The 18,609-nt window shown below is 39.5% G+C and carries 19 protein-coding genes and 1 other RNA gene; 11 read left to right on the forward strand and 9 right to left on the reverse strand.

Annotation, left to right across the window (positions count from 1 at the left end):
* Positions 1-12 precede the first annotated feature (12 nt).
* Positions 13-1,689 carry a ribonucleoside-diphosphate reductase subunit alpha gene (locus BM266_RS04420; RefSeq protein ID WP_093406350.1) on the forward strand — a complete coding sequence of 559 codons (1,677 nt, stop codon included), beginning with the start codon at positions 13-15 and terminating at the stop codon, positions 1,687-1,689.
* A 102-nt stretch (positions 1,690-1,791) separates the two neighbouring features.
* On the opposite strand, the gene BM266_RS04425 is transcribed toward BM266_RS04420, so the two are convergent.
* Entirely contained in the window at positions 1,792-2,634 is an 843-nt protein-coding gene (locus BM266_RS04425) for a DUF2911 domain-containing protein (protein WP_093406353.1), read from the reverse strand.
* Positions 2,635-2,780: 146 nt separating this feature from the next.
* Here BM266_RS04425 and BM266_RS04430 point away from each other — a divergent pair, with 146 nt between their 5' ends.
* From BM266_RS04430 to BM266_RS04440, 3 genes are read left to right on the forward strand one after another with little or no spacing between them, the layout of a single operon-like run.
* Complete coding sequence (locus BM266_RS04430; protein WP_093406355.1) at positions 2,781-3,290, forward strand: SRPBCC family protein; 510 nt, start codon at positions 2,781-2,783, stop codon at positions 3,288-3,290.
* 12 nt (positions 3,291-3,302) lie between these two features.
* On the forward strand, positions 3,303-3,998 hold the full coding sequence (locus BM266_RS04435; RefSeq protein WP_093406358.1) for an SDR family NAD(P)-dependent oxidoreductase: 696 nt from the start codon (positions 3,303-3,305) through the stop codon (positions 3,996-3,998).
* Complete coding sequence (locus BM266_RS04440; RefSeq protein ID WP_093406360.1) at positions 3,999-5,306, forward strand: cryptochrome/photolyase family protein; 1,308 nt, start codon at positions 3,999-4,001, stop codon at positions 5,304-5,306.
* Here BM266_RS04440 and kdsB read toward each other — a convergent pair.
* Both kdsB and BM266_RS04450 read right to left on the reverse strand, forming a co-directional pair.
* Entirely contained in the window at positions 5,303-6,019 is a 717-nt protein-coding gene (kdsB, locus tag BM266_RS04445) for a 3-deoxy-manno-octulosonate cytidylyltransferase (protein ID WP_093406363.1), read from the reverse strand. The genes BM266_RS04440 and kdsB overlap by 4 nt on opposite strands.
* A gap of 39 nt (positions 6,020-6,058) precedes the next feature.
* Positions 6,059-7,495, reverse strand: a complete 1,437-nt coding sequence (locus tag BM266_RS04450; protein ID WP_093406365.1) for an ATP-dependent DNA helicase — start codon at positions 7,493-7,495, stop codon at positions 6,059-6,061.
* Between the two features lie 117 nt (positions 7,496-7,612).
* On the opposite strand from BM266_RS04450, the gene BM266_RS04455 reads away from it, so the two are divergent.
* The 4 genes from BM266_RS04455 to BM266_RS04470 are packed head-to-tail and all read left to right on the forward strand — an operon-like array spanning position 7,613 to position 9,991.
* Positions 7,613-8,263 carry a hypothetical protein gene (locus BM266_RS04455; RefSeq protein ID WP_093406368.1) on the forward strand — a complete coding sequence of 217 codons (651 nt, stop codon included), beginning with the start codon at positions 7,613-7,615 and terminating at the stop codon, positions 8,261-8,263.
* Positions 8,250-9,065, forward strand: coding sequence for a DUF3822 family protein (locus BM266_RS04460; RefSeq protein ID WP_093406370.1), 816 nt, complete (start codon positions 8,250-8,252; stop codon positions 9,063-9,065). The genes BM266_RS04455 and BM266_RS04460 overlap by 14 nt, the downstream gene beginning before the upstream one ends.
* Positions 9,065-9,598, forward strand: coding sequence for an RsmD family RNA methyltransferase (locus BM266_RS04465; RefSeq protein ID WP_093406373.1), 534 nt, complete (start codon positions 9,065-9,067; stop codon positions 9,596-9,598). Before BM266_RS04460 ends, BM266_RS04465 begins: the two co-directional genes overlap by 1 nt.
* Before the next feature lie 12 nt (positions 9,599-9,610).
* The gene (locus BM266_RS04470; RefSeq protein ID WP_093406375.1) at positions 9,611-9,991 is read left to right on the forward strand and encodes a SpoIIAA family protein; all 381 of its coding nucleotides are present in this window, start codon (positions 9,611-9,613) and stop codon (positions 9,989-9,991) included.
* Here the strand turns inward: BM266_RS04470 and rnpB are convergent.
* An RNA gene (gene rnpB / locus BM266_RS04475) (RNase P RNA component class A) lies at positions 9,986-10,323 on the reverse strand. The genes BM266_RS04470 and rnpB overlap by 6 nt on opposite strands.
* Before the next feature lie 141 nt (positions 10,324-10,464).
* On the opposite strand from rnpB, the gene BM266_RS04480 reads away from it, so the two are divergent.
* Positions 10,465-12,351: a DNA polymerase III subunit gamma/tau gene (locus BM266_RS04480; protein ID WP_093406448.1), complete on the forward strand. Its 1,887-nt coding sequence runs from the start codon at positions 10,465-10,467 to the stop codon at positions 12,349-12,351.
* Positions 12,352-12,353: 2 nt separating this feature from the next.
* Complete coding sequence (miaE, locus tag BM266_RS04485; RefSeq protein WP_093406378.1) at positions 12,354-12,938, forward strand: MiaE family protein; 585 nt, start codon at positions 12,354-12,356, stop codon at positions 12,936-12,938.
* Here miaE and BM266_RS04490 read toward each other — a convergent pair.
* Genes BM266_RS04490 through pdxH form a run of 4 tightly spaced genes read right to left on the reverse strand, consistent with a single transcriptional unit; the run spans position 12,935 to position 17,069 of the window.
* Positions 12,935-13,831: a Ppx/GppA phosphatase family protein gene (locus BM266_RS04490; protein WP_093406381.1), complete on the reverse strand. Its 897-nt coding sequence runs from the start codon at positions 13,829-13,831 to the stop codon at positions 12,935-12,937. The genes miaE and BM266_RS04490 overlap by 4 nt on opposite strands.
* Positions 13,828-15,930, reverse strand: a complete 2,103-nt coding sequence (gene ppk1, locus BM266_RS04495) for a polyphosphate kinase 1 (RefSeq protein WP_093406383.1) — start codon at positions 15,928-15,930, stop codon at positions 13,828-13,830. Before ppk1 ends, BM266_RS04490 begins: the two co-directional genes overlap by 4 nt.
* A gap of 3 nt (positions 15,931-15,933) precedes the next feature.
* On the reverse strand, positions 15,934-16,419 hold the full coding sequence (locus BM266_RS04500; protein WP_093406386.1) for a SixA phosphatase family protein: 486 nt from the start codon (positions 16,417-16,419) through the stop codon (positions 15,934-15,936).
* Between the two features lie 2 nt (positions 16,420-16,421).
* Entirely contained in the window at positions 16,422-17,069 is a 648-nt protein-coding gene (gene pdxH / locus BM266_RS04505; RefSeq protein WP_093406388.1) for a pyridoxamine 5'-phosphate oxidase, read from the reverse strand.
* Between the two features lie 313 nt (positions 17,070-17,382).
* On the opposite strand from pdxH, the gene BM266_RS04510 reads away from it, so the two are divergent.
* A complete protein-coding gene (locus BM266_RS04510; RefSeq protein WP_093406391.1) occupies positions 17,383-17,868 on the forward strand; it encodes a hypothetical protein in 486 nt (161 codons plus the stop codon).
* Positions 17,869-17,973: 105 nt separating this feature from the next.
* Here BM266_RS04510 and BM266_RS04515 read toward each other — a convergent pair.
* Positions 17,974-18,609: IS256 family transposase (locus BM266_RS04515; protein ID WP_139220593.1), on the reverse strand; the 636-nt coding region annotated here is incomplete at its 5' end.

An 18,609-nucleotide genomic window follows, 5' to 3' on the forward strand; every position in this document is an offset into this window, starting at 1 on the left:
AAATCCAGCAAAATGTCTGAAACAATAATTAAAGAAACACAACAGGAACGCCTTTGGTGGCTCAATGAAGAAAGCCAGCAAATACTTAACCGTGGTTATTTATTAAAAGGAGAAACCGCAAAATCAGCTATAGAGCGCGTAGCAAATGCAGCAGCTAAAAGACTTTACAAGCCAGAATTGGCTGAAGCATTTATTGAAATGATAGAACGTGGCTGGATGAGTTTGAGTTCGCCAATTTGGGCCAATATGGGCACTGAGCGGGGCTTACCCATTTCCTGCTTTAATGTGTACGTACCAGATAATATTGAAGGCATTACTCACAAACTGGGCGAGGTGATTATGCAAACAAAAATTGGTGGCGGTACTTCCGGCTATTTTGGAGAATTAAGAGGCCGCGGAAGCGCAGTAACCGATAACGGAAAAAGCAGTGGTGCCACCAGTTTTATGAAACTTTTTGACACGGCGATGGATACCATTTCCCAGGGCGGGGTCCGTCGCGGGGCTTTTGCAGCTTATCTGGATATAGATCACCCCGATATTAAAGAATTCCTGGAAATAAAAAATATCGGAAACCCTATTCAAAATTTATTTTACGGTGTAAGTGTCCCCGACTACTGGATGCAGGAAATGATTGATGGTGATCGGGAAAAGAGGGAAATCTGGGCGAAGGTTCTGGAAAGCAGGCAACAAAAAGGGTTACCTTATATTTTCTTTAAAGACAATATTAACCGGTTTAAACCCCAAGTTTATAAAGATAAAAATTATACAATCCATTCCAGCAATCTATGTTCAGAAATCGCGCTGCCATCAACTGAAAATGAATCCTTTATTTGTTGTCTTTCTTCAATGAATCTGGAACTTTACGACGAATGGAAAGACACTGAAGCGGTAAAACTGGCTATTTACTTTTTAGACGCAGTTTTACAGGAATTTATCGCAAAAACAGAAGACAATTACTACCTCTCCTCTGCCAATAATTTCGCTAAAAGGCATAGAGCCTTAGGACTTGGCGTTATGGGTTGGCATTCCTATCTCCAAAAGAACAGAATTCCTTTTGAGGGATTAAAAGCCAAAGGCCTAACGAATTCAATTTTCAAAGATATCAATGAAAAAGCTATTAAAGCGAGTAAGGAGCTGGCGAATATTTACGGTGAACCGGAAGTTTTAAAAGATTATGGTCTAAGAAATACCACTTTGATGGCCGTGGCACCTACTACCTCCTCTTCTGCTATTTTGGGGCAGGCGTCACCGGGAATCGAACCTTTTAGCAGCAATTACTATAAGGCAGGACTTGCAAAAGGCAATTTTATGCGGAAGAATAAATATTTGAAAGAATTACTCCAGGAAAGAGGATTGGATACCGAAGAAACCTGGCGAAGCATCATGCTTAATCACGGGAGCGTGCAACATTTAAATGAGTTAAATGATGAAGAGCGTATGGTTTTTAAAACCTTCAAAGAAATAAGTCAGTTAGAAATTATTCAGCAAGCCTCCGTTAGGCAAAAGTATATCGATCAGGCACAAAGTTTAAACCTTAATATTCCTTCAGACCTTCCGGTTCGGGAGGTAAATAAATTAATGATAGAAGCCTGGCAACTGGGTGTAAAAACGCTTTACTACCAAAGAAGCCAAAGTGTTTCAAAAGAATTTATAGCCAATATGGTGAATTGCTCTAGTTGTGAGTCTTAAATTCAGAGGATAAAATAAGAAAAGCTGTTCGAAAGGTTTTCAAAATCGCCTCTCCTGACGAAGACTGAATCCTTCAAACAGCTTTCTTTTCAAAAATTTAAATTACAAAGCTCCCCATTCTTTTAGAGAGTCTTTGTTCATTTTTACGTAATCCTGATTTCCAGCTTTTTCTGCGGCTTCCAAGGATTTCTTCGCTGTCGCTATGGCCTCTTCTTTTTTACCTAGATCGGCTTCAATAAGAGATTTTCTTCTTAACACCCAATATGCGTTGTTTCCCATTTCTACAGATTTATTGATCCATTCGTAGGCCTTTTCAAGATCTTTCTTTTCATCATGATAATAACTGGCAGCCGCAAAGTAATCTCCGGCTCCCGGTCCATTCATAACTTTTTTAATACTGGCCATAGCCTTAGCCTCGGTAGGGACATCGAAAGTTAAACTCGCCAATGTAGTATCCCATATAAAATTAAGAGAGGCAGAATTATTTTGAAGATCGTCTATTAAAATGGTGAACGTTTCCATTTCAAAAGGAAGTTCCATTAATTCTGCTGTGGCCTTTAACGCTACTTTTTCTTCCTTCCATTCCACAGGATTTCCCCAGTTAGAAGCATCGGAATAAAACAGGACTTCCCATTCGTTTTCCTTTGGAATTGTATAGATAGCATAAGTTCCCGCTTTTAATTCTTTACCCTGAATAGTGATATCATCACTAAAAGTAATTTTGGTATTCTCGTTGGCTCCTGTACGCCACACTTCACCGAAGGGAACCAGGTCTCCAAAAATTTCACGATCTCTCATTCCGGGACGGGAGTATTCTAAAGTGACATCGGTAAGACCAACTTTCTGTTCAATTTTAGTAAACGGACTGGGTTGTGGTGCCTGTACCTGGGCTTGAGCAGCACTCATAACTCCGGCTGTACATAAGAATAGAATTAGTTTTTTCATCTTTTAGTGTTTTTTAGTTCAATCAAATATACCGAGAAAATGATTATAAAATCAAAATCCGGTAGGTTTCATTTATATTTTGTTTAACTATAATTATTTTATTTCAAACAAAACTCGGCTTAATTTTGCAAGTAAATATCTTTAGAATGAAAATCTACACCTTAAAAACGGTTCAAAAAATCCCTATAAGCCCGGAGAAAGCCTGGGATTTCCTCTCCAGTCCGGGTAATTTAAAGACGATCACGCCAGATTATATGGGATTTAATATTATCGCAGGCGCAGATCGCCCTATGTTTCCGGGGCAAATTATTCAGTATGTAGTGACCCCGGTGGCGGGAATTAAAACCAAATGGGTCACCGAGATTACGCATGTTAAAGACAAAGCGTATTTTGTAGATGAGCAGCGATTTGGGCCTTATTCTCTTTGGCACCACAAACATTTTTTAAAGGAAATCCCGGGTGGCGTAGAGATGGAAGATATTGTAGATTACAAATTGCCCTTCGGCCCTTTGGGACAAATCATTCATCCTATCCTGATTGCTCCAAAACTCAAAGAAATCTTTGATTACCGGCAGAAAAAACTCGTGGAACTCTTTGGTGAGTATGATGAATCTAAGACTAAAAATTATACTCTGAAACAGGATGTTTTAGCCTAAATAGAAAAGATTATGAAAAGAAATATTTTACTTATTGGCGGTTCTACAGGAATAGGCCTTGAAATCGCCAACCAACTCGCTAAAGAAAATAAGGTGATTGTCGCTTCTAGAAATAAAGGTGAATTAAATGATAATGTTGAACATTTAGAATTTGATGTTTTAAAAGATAACATTCAAGATTTGGAATTACCGGAAGAAATCCACGGATTGGTATATTGCCCCGGAAGCATTAACCTGAAACCTTTTAAAATGCTAAAATATAAGGAGTTTGAGGATGACATGAACCTAAATTTCTTGGGTTTGGTAAAAGTAGTTCAGGCTTTAATCACAAAATTAAAAAATGCTGAAAATCCAAGTATGGTGTTTTTTAGCACCGTGGCCGTAAAGGTCGGCATGCCTTTTCATACCAGCGTTGCTGCAGCGAAAGGTGCCATTGAAGGTTTTGCGAAATCGCTGGCAGCTGAATATGCTCCTAAAATACGCGTGAATGTGATTGCGCCATCTTTAACCGCTACGCCTCTAGCCGAAAAATTATTATCGAATGACTCTAAAAAGGAAAAAATGAGCGAAAAGCATCCTTTAAAAAGAGTTGGAACAAAGAAAGACATTGCTAACGCAGCCATCTTTTTATTAAGTAAAGAAAACAGCTGGATTACGGGACAAGTTATAGGCGTAGACGGCGGACTTTCGACATTAAATATTTCGTAAATGAGTAAAAAAGTGAATATTTTTTGGTTTAGACGTGATCTTAGGTTAGACGATAATGTCGGTTTTCTCGAAGCATTGAAATCCAGAAATCCGGTATTGCCAATTTTTATTTTCGATACTGAAATCCTTGGTAAATTACCTCAGGATGATGCCCGGGTGACTTTTATCCACGAGCAGCTTCAGCAAATGCGAAAAGAACTTCAGGACGATTGTAACAGTTCTATCGCGATGTATCACGGAAAACCAAAAAACATTTTTCAGCAGTTAATTAAGGAGTATGAAATTGTTGAAGTATTCACTAATCACGATTACGAACCCTACGCCAAAAAAAGAGATAAAGAAATAGCCGATTTACTTTCCGAAAATAATATTGAATTCAGCACTTTTAAAGATCAGGTTATTTTCGAAAAAAATGAAGTAGTTAAAAAAGATGGCGATCCGTATATTGTATATACGCCATACATGAAAGTTTGGAAAGATCAGTTTAAGTCACTTGATCTTAAAATTCATTATACCAGCCAATATTTAGATAATATCGTCAAAAATACGAGATTACCGAATCTAAGTTTAAAGGATATTGGCTTTAAATCTTCAGAAATTAAAGTCCCGGAATATGATGTGACGCCTACTTTAATTCAGCAATACGAAAACACTCGAAATATACCGGGAAAAGATGGTACTTCCAGACTTGGTCCTCATCTGCGCTTCGGAACAGTTAGCGTTCGTAAAATGGTAAAAAAGGCCAATGCCGAAAGCAATAAAACTTTTCTTGAAGAACTGATTTGGCGGGAATTTTTTATGCAGGTTTTATACCACAATCCCGAAACGCTAACCAATGCTTTCAAAAAGAAGTACGACCGCATTCAATGGCGAAATAACGAAGATGAATATGAAAGGTGGAAAACCGGCAAAACGGGCTATCCATTAGTAGACGCCGGAATGCGTCAACTAAAGGAATCTGGTTTTATGCATAATAGAGTGAGAATGCTGGTTGGGAGTTTTCTTTGCAAACATTTGCTCATTGACTGGCGCTGGGGTGAGGCCTATTTTGCCGAAAAACTTCTGGATTACGAAATGGCTTCTAACGTGGGGAACTGGCAATGGGTTGCAGGCAGCGGCGTAGATGCTGTGCCATATTTTAGAATTTTTAATCCTACCACTCAAATTGAAAAATTTGATAAGGATAGGAAATATATCAAAAAATGGGTTCAGGAATACGACACCGAAGATTACCCGCAACCCATGATAGACCATAAGGAAGCAAGGGAACGTGCGCTTAGCACCTACAAGCAAGCTCTGAACAATTAATCCTTAAACATCTTACGTGCCTTCTCCAGGTCTTCTGGAGTATCGATCCCAATGGTTTGATGTGAGGTTTCCACCATTTTAATATTCTTCGCGTATTCCAGGTAACGTATGGCTTCAATTTTTTCAGCGGCTTCCAGCGATAACATCGGGAAGCTGTAAAAATCTATAAGCGCCTGCTTTCTGAAAGCATAAATCCCTACATGTTTAAAATAGGTAACCCTTGCTTCGGTATTTCTTGGGTAAGGAATCGGAAACCTTGAAAAATAAAGTGCAAAATCATTTTTATTAGTGATCACCTTTACATTGTTTGGGTTGGTGATCTCTTCACTTCCGGACATGGCGGTTTTTAATGAAGCTAGGTCAATAATTCCGGCATCATCTTCCCGGAAAACATTTAGAAGTTTAACCAGGCTTTCTTTGTCGATAAAAGGTTCGTCACCCTGCACATTTACCACAATGTCTACGTCCATATCCATTACCGCTTCGGCGATACGATCGCTGCCACATTCGTGTTCCTTTTTGCTTTTTATCGCCTTTCCTCCAAAAGACTTTATTTCTGCAAAGATCTCATCACTATCGGTCACTACATAAACTTCCTCAAACAAATTAGTGTTTAAGGCGGCTTCATAAGTTCTTCTAATTACAGTCTTTCCGGCCAGATCCTGCATCAACTTCCCCGGAAAACGGGAAGCCTCATAACGAGCGGGGACCATAGCTATTATTCTAAGTGGGTTGTTCACGGTTAAGTATTTTTAATTTTCAGTAAAAAAATCATCTTTAAAACCGATAAGATACAATTTATCGGTGGCCCGGGTAATGGCGGTATAGAGCCAACGTAAATATTCTTTTCCAACGCCTTCGGGCAGGTAAGGTTGCTCAATAAATATAGTATGCCATTGCCCACCCTGGGATTTATGACAGGTCATCGCATAAGAAAATTTGATCTGCAAAGCGTTAAAGAATTTATTGTTCTTCACTTTCATAAACTTCTTGTATTTAGAAGTTTCATCGGCATAATCTTTCATCACCTCCTGGTAAAGCTGGTTGGATTCGTCGTAGGTGAGCGAAGGCGTATTACTGGTTAAGGTATCCAGCATCACCACGGTTTCAAAAGGTCGCATATTGGGGTAATCTACCATTTGAACCCTAACCTCGGCAAAACGAAAACCATAGAGCTCCTTTATGCTGAAGATTTCGAGAACCTTTACGATATCGCCATTAGCTATAAAACCTGCTTCTGAGCTGGGTTTTATCCAGAAATAGTTATTCTTCACCACCATAAGATAATCCCCCGCCGAAATCTCTTCTTCCTGGAAGAGAATGCGCGACCTTATTTGTTCATTATAAAGATTAGCTCTTTTGTTCGATCTAACAATAATACTGGTTTCCTCGTGGCCAAGATTAGAGTAAGACTCCTCTATAGCATCCATAATCTCATATCCATCCCGAAGCCTTATCACATCGGCTTTAGAGCTGAGTTGAAATTTAAAACTCTCATAAAAGCCATCCTGAAGACATTCTCTAATTCGGGTAGCATTCAGAAGAATATCGCTTTCCTCTGCCTGGCGCACCACTTCGTCCAGTTCAATATGCTGGACCTCTTTGTTATAGGCAAATTGAAGTTTATCGGCTTCTAGCGCAGGGCTTATTTCCATCTTCACGGGTGGCAATTGTGCGGTGTCCCCAATTAGAATTAATTTGCAATTATGCCCGGAATATACATACTGAATGAGATCATCCAGCAGACTACCGTTTTCCATTAGCTTGGACTCTCCGGGAGTATCTGAGATCATCGAGGCCTCATCTACTATAAAAATGCTGTTCTTATGCTTATTAGGCTGAAGTACAAATTGCACCCCCGAACCTCTTGATTTTTTCGGAAAATAAATCTTCTTATGTATTGTAAAGGCTTCTTTTTTGGAATAATTGGCGATCACTTTTGCGGCCCTTCCGGTTGGTGCCATCAAGATCCCTGATTTTTTGATCTTCCAAAGATTTTTTACCAGGGTACTTATTATTGTGGTTTTACCGGTTCCGGCGAAGCCTTTTAGCATAAAAATAGATTCCGTGGAATTGGAATTCACAAAGTCTGCAAGCTGTTGTAGGGCGATATCCTGCTTCGCCTTGGCGGGAAAACCCAGGTCGTCTAAAAGAAGCTTATAAAAACCAGCCGAAGTGAGTTCTTTCATAGGAAATTGTCAAAATTCAAAGATAGGAATGGATTTTTAGGGAAGAAACTTTTACGAATAAAAAAAAATTGTAGATTTGTCGTGAAACACTAATATTATCTTAAAAAATACGAAAGCATGAGACTTGCAATTCAATTACTTCTTTGGGTGGTGATCATTGGTCTGGCCTACCTTACCTTTGATGCAGTTTACCAACCAATTCAATTCGACAAGGTTAAACAAAAACGCTACGCCAAAGTAATTGAAAACCTAAAGGATATCCGTGAGGCAGAACTTGCCTACATGGAGGTTACCGGACAATTCCAGGGAGATTTTGACAAATTGGTGCAATTTCTTGACACTGCTGAATTTGCCATTACTCAAAGAAGAGATACTGTTATTTTGGACGAAGAATACAAAAAGACTTATGGGGTTGATGAATACATTGAAAAAGTGATTATTGATACTCTTGACTTCGTACCCGTTAAAGATTCCTTATTTAAAGGAGACCGAGAGCGTTATACCGAAATGATCAATGTGCCTATAGAAGGTGTAGATGCAAAATTTGAACTTGAAGCAGGAACCATGAAAAAAGGAGACAGAGATATTCCTGTGTTTGAAGCCAAAGTTGCTAAAAGCATTGTTCTTGCAGACCAGGACAGAGACCTTGTTCTTCAGGAAAACGAAATCCAATCGGTAGACGATGTGAACGGCCGTTACATCAGGGTGGGCTCTATGGAAGAGATTAAAACCACTGGAAACTGGCCAAAAGTATATGGTGACGAATAAACAAACCCAAACAAACTTAAAACTGTCCATTCAGGTTAGCCTGGATGGACTTTCTTTTTGTATTCTGGATACTAAACAGGAAGAATTCATCTTTTTTAAAAAGCTGAGTTTTGAACGGCAACTAGACCCAGTGAAGATTCTTCAGAAGATAGAACGGGAATACCAAAATGAAAAGGCGCTTCAGCAAAACATAGGCGAAATAAGTTTGATCTTTGATAATCCCTTATATACTCTTGTTCCTTCAAAGCTTTTTATTGAAGAACAGGCCTCAAATTATCTTAAATTCAATACCAGGATACTTAAAACAGATTTTATAGCCCACGATGAAATAAACACTGCCAGGGCTGTTTGTGTTTATATTCCCTACGCCAATATCATAAATTATTTCTTTGACAAGTATGGCGAATTTGAATACAAACACAGTATTTCAGTTTTATTGGAAAATTTACTGAAAAAAGAAAAAAACAATTCCCCGCGCGTTTACCTTTATAATAAATCGGGCAGCTACGATCTTGTTGTTATTGAAGAAGGCAAGCTTCTCTTCTGTAACAGCTTCCAGTATGAAACCCCGGAAGACTTTCTTTATTATCTCCTTTTTACTGCGGAACAGCTGAACCTTGATCCCGAAAAATTTGATCTACAGATTTTCGGAAAGATTTCTGAAGAGTCTGACTTATATCAACTTGCTTACACCTATATAAAAAATATAAGCCTTACCGAACACAGCACAAAAAAGACTTTCAGTAAACCAGAAGAAAAGCAGCAAGCTGAAGCTGAATTTGTTCTTTTAAATTCATTCTAATGCGAATCATTTCAGGAAAACACAAAGGGAGACGACTAATTGCTCCCAAAAAATTACCCGTGCGGCCCACTACAGATATGGCCAAGGAAGCCCTATTCAATATTCTGAATAATCGCTTTAATTTGAACGGGCTTCAGGTGCTTGACCTGTTTTCGGGCACCGGAAATATCGCCTATGAGTTTTCTTCCCGGGGCGCTTCTGCCATCACCGCTGTTGACGAGAATTTTGATTGCGTAAAGTTCATAAAAAAGACTTCTACGGAACTCGATATGAACATTAATGTGATAAAAAGCGATGTTTATAAATATCTCGAAAAGGCGCCAATCAAAGCAGATATCATCTTTGCCGATCCACCCTATGATTTTGAACCTGATGCTTTTCAGAAAATTGCTTATCTTATTTTCGAAAAAGAGCTCCTCCTTGAAGGCGGAATTCTCATATTAGAACACTCAAAGCATACTGATCTTTCTGAATTGGAACATTTTAAAGAATCCAGAAAATACGGAAGTTCGGTTTTTAGCTTTTTTGAGTAAAAGCCTATCAACATGGAATCTTTGTTAAAAACTATAGAGCTTAAGGATACCAGCCTTGAGTTTTATAGTAATTATGTGATCTCAAATGTAAAAGAAGATGTGATTTTTGAAGATCATCACGTGGAACAGATTTTAAAGATATGCAACGTAGTTTTTAATTTTCAACCATTTGTATATATTTCCAACCGCAGGGTGGCCTACAATGTAAATCCCACTATTTATTTCGGTTTAAAAAATCTCGATGATCTGGTTGGAATAGCAATAGTTACCAATGAGTCAAAGGGACAAAAAACCGCCCATTTTGAAAAGCAATTTTCTCCGATTCCTTTTGATATTTTCACCAATATGGAAGAGGCTATAGCCTGGTCGAAAAGTTTATTGAATAAAAAATAAAGCAGGCCTGTAAGCCGGATTCTGTAAAGCCTGAAAAAATCAGACTCCCCTTATCATTTATCTGAAGTTTTTGTTACCAAAAACCTTGAGCTGCCTACCCTCCGGTAGCAGACGGGCCGTCTGCAAGCACCGGTTTACATGGCATTGCACCGCATAGAGTTTACCTGATTTCACTACAGCATTACCTGTACATCCTTTCTGCTGCACTTGTCCTAATCCCTAACCCGATAGCTATCGGGACGGAACCGGTGGGCGTTACCCACTATGCTGCCCTGTGGTGTCCGGACTTTCCTCCATCCCTCTAAAGGAACAGCGATAAGGCGGCCTGCTTTAAGCTGCAAAGATAATTTAAATTCCTTGCTTTTATGATTCGGTAGACTAATTCATTTTTTATGCCAGAAAATTAAAAATATAGGCCTATGTTTCTAGGACTTAAGCCGGCTATTTTTATATTTGTTGTTCAAATAATTTCGATGGAACATTTTATAGTATCGGCAAGAAAATACAGGCCACAAAGCTTTAGAGATGTCGTGGGCCAGCAGGCTATTACTAATACTTTAAAGAATGCCATTGAAAACAATCATCTAGCGCAAGCTTTATTGTTTACAGGACCTCGTGGCGTGGGTAAAACCACCTGTGCCCGTATCCTTTCTAAGATGATCAATCAGGATGGCACCCAAAGTCCCGATGAAGATTTTGCATTCAATATTTTTGAGCTGGATGCCGCCTCCAATAACTCTGTAGACGATATAAGAAACCTTATCGACCAGGTTCGTATTCCTCCACAGGTTGGAAATTATAAGGTGTATATTATTGATGAGGTGCACATGCTCTCTCAATCGGCCTTCAATGCTTTTTTAAAAACCCTGGAGGAGCCACCAAAACACGCCATATTTATTCTTGCCACCACCGAAAAGCATAAAATAATACCCACCATACTTTCGCGTTGCCAGATCTTCGATTTTAAACGGATCACCGTTACAGATGCTAAAAATTACCTGGCCTATATCGCAGAACAGGAAGGGGTAAATGCCGAAGAGGATGCGCTTCACATCATCGCACAAAAAGCCGATGGCGCAATGCGGGATGCACTTTCCATCTATGATCGTGTAGTAAGTTTTAGCGGGAAAGATCTTACCCGGCAGGCCGTAACCGAAAACCTGAACGTTTTAGATTACGATACCTATATGAAAGTTACCGATCTTATTCTGGAAAACGATATTCCAGGTCTGTTGGTAACTTACAACGAGATCTTATCCAGTGGCTTTGACGGTCATCATTTTATAATGGGCCTTGCTTCCCATTTCAGAAATTTACTGGTTTGTAAAGATCAAAAAACCATACAACTGCTGGAAGTTGGAGAACAAACCAAATCCCGTTATTTCGAACAGGCTAATAAAACCAGTCATCCCTTTCTTATTAAGGCCATTGATCTTGCCAATGATTGTGATTTAAAGTACAAGAACAGTCAGAACCAGCGATTGCTGGTGGAACTTTGTCTTATGCAGCTCGCCTCCATCACTTTTGATGGAGAAAAAAAAAAGTTTGAACAGCCAATAATTCCGGCGACTTACTATGAAGAAGCCTCTGTAAAGCTTTCTTCGGAAGAAAAAGAGCTGGTTCGGGAAAATGAACATCAGGAAGAAGCTCCGGCCGCGCCGCAGGAATCTCAACTACCCTCTCCCCAGGCAAACACCGATGGAATAGATGGGCATTGTGTGAGCGACAACAATAAAAAGTATTATTCCGAGGATGTCCCTGCAGCTGGCGTTTCAGAAGAAAATCCAGAATTCAGTAATTCTGAAGAAGCTTCCCCAGGGCGAAATAACCAGGAACCTGACAGTTCTGGCGAAACTTCGGCTCAACCTAAGTCCGGTCTAAATAATGATGGCTTACAGAAAGAAAAGGTTTCGGGACTTTCTCTTAAAAGTATTCGGAAGAAAAAAGAACTGGAAGCCAAGCAACAGGAAAATGCACCTAAAGAACCCGAAAAGCTAACCCAGGAATTCAACGAGACGCAGTTACACGCGGCCTGGGATGAGTATGTTCATCGCTTAAAGCAACGCGGAGAAAAAATACTGGCTTCCATCCTTGAAACCGACCTTCCGAGTTTAGAAGGGCTAGACATTGTTCTGGAAATGCCTAATGAAGGTATGAAGATTGACCTTGAGAAAGAGAAAAACAAATTAATGGGTTTTTTGAAAAAGAAACTTCAAAACACTGAAATTAGCCTGGTCGTTAAGGTTAATGAAACAAAGGCCAAAACCTTTGCCTTTACCCCGATGGAGAAATACAACAAGCTGAAAGAAAAAAACCCACTGCTCGATAAATTAAGAAGCACATTTGATTTAGACGTATAGCTATGTTAGGATTAAAACTACCCACAGACCCACGCTGGGCAAATATCGCCGAAAAGAATATCGAGGAAATCCTTGTAGATCACGCCTATTGCGAACAAAAAGCGGCTTCTACGGCAATTTCCCTTATCGTAACTTTTCCAGAACATCCGGAACTTGTAAACGAAATGACAGCGCTGGCCCGGGAAGAAATGGGGCATTTTAAGATGGTTCACGATAAACTTCAGCAACGCGGACTGAAACTTGGTTGGGAACGCAAAGATGAATACGTTATTAAATTGCGTAGTTTCTTTCCAAAAGGCGGTAGCCGAAGTACCCAACTGGTACACCGGCTACTCATCGCTGGCCTTATTGAGGCCCGAAGCTGCGAGCGGTTCAGGTTACTTTCAGAAAAACTGGAAGATAAAGAACTAGCAGAATTTTACCGGAATTTAATGGTTAGCGAAGCCAATCATTATACTATGTTTCTCAAATTCGCCCGGCAATACGGAGAAGATAGAAATGAAGTAGATCGAAAATGGCAGGAATTACTGGAATATGAAGCGCAGATAATGAAAGACCTGGGCAAAGATGAGACTATCCACGGTTAATTTCGTTTCTCTTCATTGTACAGAGATTTTATAATGCCATCGGCCAAACCTATTTTCGGCACATATATTTGGTTTGCGCGAGCCCACTTCATAGCGTTTAAATATATTCTGGCTGCAGGAATAATCACATCGGCCCTATCATTTTTAAGGTCTAGTTCGGTAATGCGTTCCTCGTAAGTATAAGAATTAAGCAACTCATTATATTTTTTCAAATAAGAAAGACTTAATGGCTTACCTTCTTTCTTTCCGCTGGTCTTAAAAATATTGTTGATGTTTCCCCCGGAACCAATAAGGTCTATGTCATCATAATTAGCAGTGATTTCCTTTACCCAATTTTCCATTTCATTCCAGGTTTGATGTTCCACCAGGTCTTTGAGTAAACGGACCGTCCCTACTTTAAAGGACTTTGCAGCGATGCTTTTCCCGTTACTATATAAAGTATACTCTGTACTCCCCCCACCCACGTCTACATAGAGGTAATTCTTATTGTTTTGAATAAGGTTATGAAGATCGGTTGCCGCAATAATCGCTGCTTCGTGATTCCCGTCAATGATCTCGATGTCCAGCCCCGATCTCTCTTTTATCTTTTCTACAACTTCATTCCCATTCTTGGCCTCCCTCATCGCCGAAGTCGCAAAGGCTTTATACTTCTCTACCCCGTGGGATTTCATCAACAGTTTAAATGCCTGCATAGTATCTTCCATCCTATTGATATTGGAATCAGAAATCTTTTGGCTAACAAATACATCGCCCCCAAGACGTATTGGCACCCTTACCAGTGAAGTTTTCCTGAAACTGGTTTCCTTTCCTTTTTTTTCAGTAATAGTAGAAACCAATAACCTCACAGCATTGGAACCAATATCTATAGCGGCATAATTTTTCTGGGTTATCATGACTCTGGGTTTTGTGTTTTTTTAAAATAATAATCATATAAAGCAAATTGAGATCTCAGGCGCGGTTTCTCATTTTTGCGATAGGCGTTATCCTGATTTTCGGAATGTACCCGGGCCTTAACATTATCCTGCCAGCTAATATCGAAGGTTTCCATAATCTCCTTCCTGATATCTTGATCATAGACCGGACAGGAAATCTCAACCCGGTTGTCCAGGTTTCGGGTCATAAGATCGGCTGAAGAAAGGTACACCCTGGGGTCTCCATCATTTTCAAAAATAAAAATACGCGGATGCTCCAGAAATTTATCTACAATGCTAATCGCTTCAATATTCTCACTCAAACCTTTAATTCCTGGGATAAGGCAGCAAATCCCCCTTACTATCAGTTTAATCTTTACCCCTGCCTGGCTCGCATCGTATAGCTTGTTAATCATAGGGTAATCTGAGAGGCTGTTTAGCTTCAGTTTTATCTCTGCATTTTTACCGTTCCGGGCATTTTCGATTTCGGTATCAATCAATTTAACCAAAGCAGTTCGGGTGTAATGTGGTGATATAATCAGGTGCCTGTATTTACTTACCTTATAGTTGATCTCAAAAAATTCGAAAACCTTATTGACTTCCTTCAGGATTTCGGGGTGAGCGGTAAATAATGTATAATCGGTGTACAGCCTGGAAGTAGATTCATTGAAATTTCCGGTGCTTATAAATCCGTATCTTTTTAATTTTCCTTCTTCTTCCCGCTCTATTACACAGGTTTTACAGTGTACTTTTAAGCCGGGAACACCAAAGATTAAATTCACACCTTCCTGTTGCATTTGTTCGGCATAGCGAATGTTCGCAACTTCATCAAATCTCGCCCTAAGTTCAATTTGAACGGTGACCTTCTTCCCATTTTTAACGGCATTAATAAGAGAGCTGGCAATATGCGAGATCTTCGCCAGTCGGTAAATAGTGATCTTAATGGTTTTCACCTTTGGATCCAGTGCGGCTTCCCGAAGAAATTTTACCGTATAGGCAAAGCTTTGATAAGGTGTATATAGAAGAAAATCTTTTTTGGCAATTCCGCTAAATAGACTTGTTTGCAGGAGGAGACCAGGAATAGGTAAAGCTTCTATTATTTCATATAAAAGATCATTTCTTCCAAGGCTGGGGAAATTCATATAATCCCGCCGATTGTGATATCGGCCACCGGGAATTATACTGTCTGAAGAATCTATTCCCATTTTATTCAGAAGATAGGTGAGCGTATCTTCAGCAATATTCATATCATACACAAAACGCACGGGATCTCCTTTAATACGATCCTTAACGCTATTGGAAATCTTTTCTATAAAACTCTTACTAAGGTCGCTGTCAATATCAAGCTCAGCATCGCGGGTAATTTTGATCATATGGGCTGAGATGCTCTCGTAATCAAAAATGTTGAATATAGTATTCAAATTGAACCTTATAAGATCATCCAACAAAATGATATACTGTTTACCATTTTCTTCCGGGAGCACAACGAAGCGTTCTATACTCCTTGGAATTTCGATGAGCACATATTTTTTCTCCTGAACCGGTTGATCAAGCAACTGCGATATTTTCTGATTCGATTTCTCTTCCTTCATCACCATCTTCACGGCAAGATAGGCAGCGCTATCTTTAAGACTGGGAATTTCGGGAAGGTCATTTAGAATAATAGTAACCAGGGCCGGACTTACTTTGGAAAGAAAAAAATCCTTGAGAAACTTCTGCTGAGACTGTGAGACCTGTTTCTCATTAATGATGTAAATATTACGAGCTTTTAACTGGTGCTGGATATCGGCAAGGATCTCCAGACTTTCAGCCTGTTGTTTAATAACAATCTGCGTGATTTTTTCCAGAAGTTTACTGGCCTTAATGCCCCCTAAAACACTTTTTCCGGCTTTGCCTGCAAGATCAATTCTCTTAACAGTAGCATATCTAACCTTAAAGAATTCATCCAGATTATTAGAAAATATCCCGAGGAAACGCAAACGCTCAATCAAGGGGACTGTTTCATCTTCAGCTTCCTGGAGGACCCTTGCATTAAATTGAAGCCAGCTAAGTTCCCGGTTTATATATTTGTATTGTGGCATAAATTAGCGTAATTCCTTTGGAATTAAAGTTAATAAGGTTTTACCTTTTTTAATGTCTTTCCAGGAATCAACTTCAAAATCTATAACGCATAGGCCGGTAGTAGGTAAATTGTCAAGACCTTTATCGCCAAGTCGGTTTACAAGGCCAGTCATTGCCGGGTTGTGGCCAAAGACAACCAGTTTTTTTATACTATCATCGCAGGATTTAATAATCTTCAGCAAATCTTCTTGATCAAATGTATACAGAGACTCCTTTATTTTGAAATTTTCATCAGGCACTCCGAGTTGTTCCTTAAACATCTTTGCGGTTTCCAAAGCTCTTACTGCCGGGCTACTCCAAAACAGGGCATCCGGGGTATAGAATTCTTTATAGGTTCTACTCACAATATCACCATCGCGATAAGCACGTTTTTTTAAAGGTCTTTCATCATCCGGAAGATCGTGTTTCCAGGATGATTTCCCATGCCGAACTAATGTTAGTCTTTTCATAATTATGGTGCTACGCGTTTAATTTTCCAATCTCCATTAATAGTTTTTTCATATTGAACCCGGTCATGAAGGCGATTTCTTCGTCCTTGCCAGAATTCAAAATGAAACGGCTCTACCAGATACCCACCCCAATGGCCAGGCCTTGGGATTTCACCACCCCCAAATTTCTCTTCCAGTTTCTTTAGTTCATCGATTAGATACTGATGAGAAGGGATTTCCTGGCTCTGCTGAGAAGCCCAGGCTCCTAACTGGCTTCCGCGAGGCCGTACATTAAAATATTCATCAGAATTTTCAGCCGAGGTTTTAGTGGCTGTACCCCGAATAATCACCTGACGCTCCAGTGCCGGCCAAAAAAAGCTCACACATAATTTTGGATTTGCGGCCAGATCTTTTCCTTTTTCAGAATTATAATTTGTATAGAAGGTAAAACCTTCCAGACTAAAGGATTTCAGAAGAACTACGCGGGATTTAGGAACCATGTCCTCCCCTACTGTGGCCAGGCTCATCGCATTGGGCTCTGCGATTTCAGGATGATCTTCTGCATCTTTAAACCAGGCGGAAAACAAAGCTAAAGGTTCAGATGGTAAATTGTCATGAGCCAGTTCATCCTTTTCATAAGACTGGCGATAATGTTTAAGGTCCTTTTGCATAATAAAAGCTTTGCTGCAATTTACAAGTTTTAGCAAGAAGCAGGAAGGATAATTTAGCTGATCTTATGATAATCTTATAAAAATCATCCCACATTTTTGACAATAAACATCCAGTGGAATTTTTCTAATCTACAAAATGCACATTACCCGGATAAAAAACACAAATTATAAGAGTTCATTGAGTTTTATCTAATAAATACTCCTTATGACTAAAATAATTGATTTTTATTCAACGAAAGGAAGCTATCACGTAATTTTGTGCAAAATTATAAAAGACATTAACTAACAAAAATATTCTTAAATCCCTACAAAAATGGCATACCCTACAATTGTCACGTCAATTCAAAAAACTTTTCTTACAAACCTTGTACTTCTTGTAATCCTTTTAAGTTTAGGTAGCTGTTCAGTCCCCGCGCTTACAAATGCAGATAATTATGGGCGATCTCATGAAGTCTATGCTGTAGATTTTAATCCTGATGATCTAAGCCAGTTAAGCATTGCGAAAATGGACGAAGGCAACTGGGTAGAGATAGGTAGCTTTAAAAACAGTCCGAATGCCCGTTATAACGTAGAGATAAAAGGAGACTATCTAATAGTAACCACTAATAAAAATCCTATGGACGTACCATCCTACAAGACCTGGTTGGATTATGCAAGGGAGCAATTCGGTTACGATCAAAACGATAAATATGATATTTTTGAAACCGTAGAAGAAGGTTGGATCTACGAGATCGATCTTAAAAAACATCCTTTGGTAAATACCGAAGACCACAGATTATTGATGTATGAACGGAAATAATTATAATTGAAATACCATTTTAAGAGCCATCTACCGGATGGCTCGGGAGTGTTAGCTCAACTCTGTCTCCTTCCTCCTCCGGGGGTACCCCCGGAGGAGGAAAATTTAGCTTTTCATTTTATTGGTTGCTAAATCCAACTCCAGTCGGCCTTCAAATTTAATGGCTAATTGTTGAACTACCAAGCCCCAATTCTGCAGTGGAGCGTTCCATTTCTTTTCAATTCTTTGGGTAGCCAGATAAACCAGCTTCAATAACGCCATATCATTAGTGAAAGCTCCTTTGGTCTTGGTTACTTTTCTTACCTGCCGGTGAAAACCCTCTACGGCATTAGTAGTATATATGAGCTTCCTAATGGGCGCCGTATACTCAAAATAGGCACTCAATCGGTCCCAGTTATCATTCCAGGAGCGGATCACTATGGGATATTTCTTGCCCCATTTTTCTTCCAGATCCAGTAAAGCCGTTTCAGCCTGATCTTTGGTATCTGCCTTGTACACTAGTTTAAGGTCTTTCATAAAATCTTTTTGATCCTTACTGGCAACGTACTTCATGCTATTGCGGATTTGGTGAACAATACATAGCTGAATATCGGTCTTGGGATAAACGGAATGAATAGCCTCGCTAAAGCCTGTGAGATTGTCTGTACAGGCAATCAGGATGTCTTTTAAGCCACGGTTATTTAAATGGGTCAGGACCTGAAGCCAGAAGTTGGCACCTTCACTCTCCGAGATATACATCCC

This window comes from Salegentibacter flavus, from assembly GCF_900115145.1.
In the GTDB taxonomy this organism is placed as follows: domain Bacteria; phylum Bacteroidota; class Bacteroidia; order Flavobacteriales; family Flavobacteriaceae; genus Salegentibacter; species Salegentibacter flavus.

Excerpts from the sequence above, each read along its gene's own strand:
- BM266_RS04420 (WP_093406350.1), top strand. The coding sequence starts at position 13 with ATGTCTGAAACAATAATTAAAGAAACACAACAGGAACGCCTTTGGTGG.
- BM266_RS04425 (WP_093406353.1), bottom strand. The coding sequence starts at position 2,634 with ATGAAAAAACTAATTCTATTCTTATGTACAGCCGGAGTTATGAGTGCT.
- BM266_RS04430 (WP_093406355.1), top strand. The coding sequence starts at position 2,781 with ATGAAAATCTACACCTTAAAAACGGTTCAAAAAATCCCTATAAGCCCG.
- BM266_RS04435 (WP_093406358.1), top strand. The coding sequence starts at position 3,303 with ATGAAAAGAAATATTTTACTTATTGGCGGTTCTACAGGAATAGGCCTT.
- BM266_RS04440 (WP_093406360.1), top strand. The coding sequence starts at position 3,999 with ATGAGTAAAAAAGTGAATATTTTTTGGTTTAGACGTGATCTTAGGTTA.
- kdsB (WP_093406363.1), bottom strand. The coding sequence starts at position 6,019 with ATGGTCCCCGCTCGTTATGAGGCTTCCCGTTTTCCGGGGAAGTTGATG.
- BM266_RS04450 (WP_093406365.1), bottom strand. The coding sequence starts at position 7,495 with ATGAAAGAACTCACTTCGGCTGGTTTTTATAAGCTTCTTTTAGACGAC.
- BM266_RS04455 (WP_093406368.1), top strand. The coding sequence starts at position 7,613 with ATGAGACTTGCAATTCAATTACTTCTTTGGGTGGTGATCATTGGTCTG.
- BM266_RS04460 (WP_093406370.1), top strand. The coding sequence starts at position 8,250 with ATGGTGACGAATAAACAAACCCAAACAAACTTAAAACTGTCCATTCAG.
- BM266_RS04465 (WP_093406373.1), top strand. The coding sequence starts at position 9,065 with ATGCGAATCATTTCAGGAAAACACAAAGGGAGACGACTAATTGCTCCC.
- BM266_RS04470 (WP_093406375.1), top strand. The coding sequence starts at position 9,611 with ATGGAATCTTTGTTAAAAACTATAGAGCTTAAGGATACCAGCCTTGAG.
- BM266_RS04480 (WP_093406448.1), top strand. The coding sequence starts at position 10,465 with ATGGAACATTTTATAGTATCGGCAAGAAAATACAGGCCACAAAGCTTT.
- miaE (WP_093406378.1), top strand. The coding sequence starts at position 12,354 with ATGTTAGGATTAAAACTACCCACAGACCCACGCTGGGCAAATATCGCC.
- BM266_RS04490 (WP_093406381.1), bottom strand. The coding sequence starts at position 13,831 with ATGATAACCCAGAAAAATTATGCCGCTATAGATATTGGTTCCAATGCT.
- ppk1 (WP_093406383.1), bottom strand. The coding sequence starts at position 15,930 with ATGCCACAATACAAATATATAAACCGGGAACTTAGCTGGCTTCAATTT.
- BM266_RS04500 (WP_093406386.1), bottom strand. The coding sequence starts at position 16,419 with ATGAAAAGACTAACATTAGTTCGGCATGGGAAATCATCCTGGAAACAC.
- pdxH (WP_093406388.1), bottom strand. The coding sequence starts at position 17,069 with ATGCAAAAGGACCTTAAACATTATCGCCAGTCTTATGAAAAGGATGAA.
- BM266_RS04510 (WP_093406391.1), top strand. The coding sequence starts at position 17,383 with ATGGCATACCCTACAATTGTCACGTCAATTCAAAAAACTTTTCTTACA.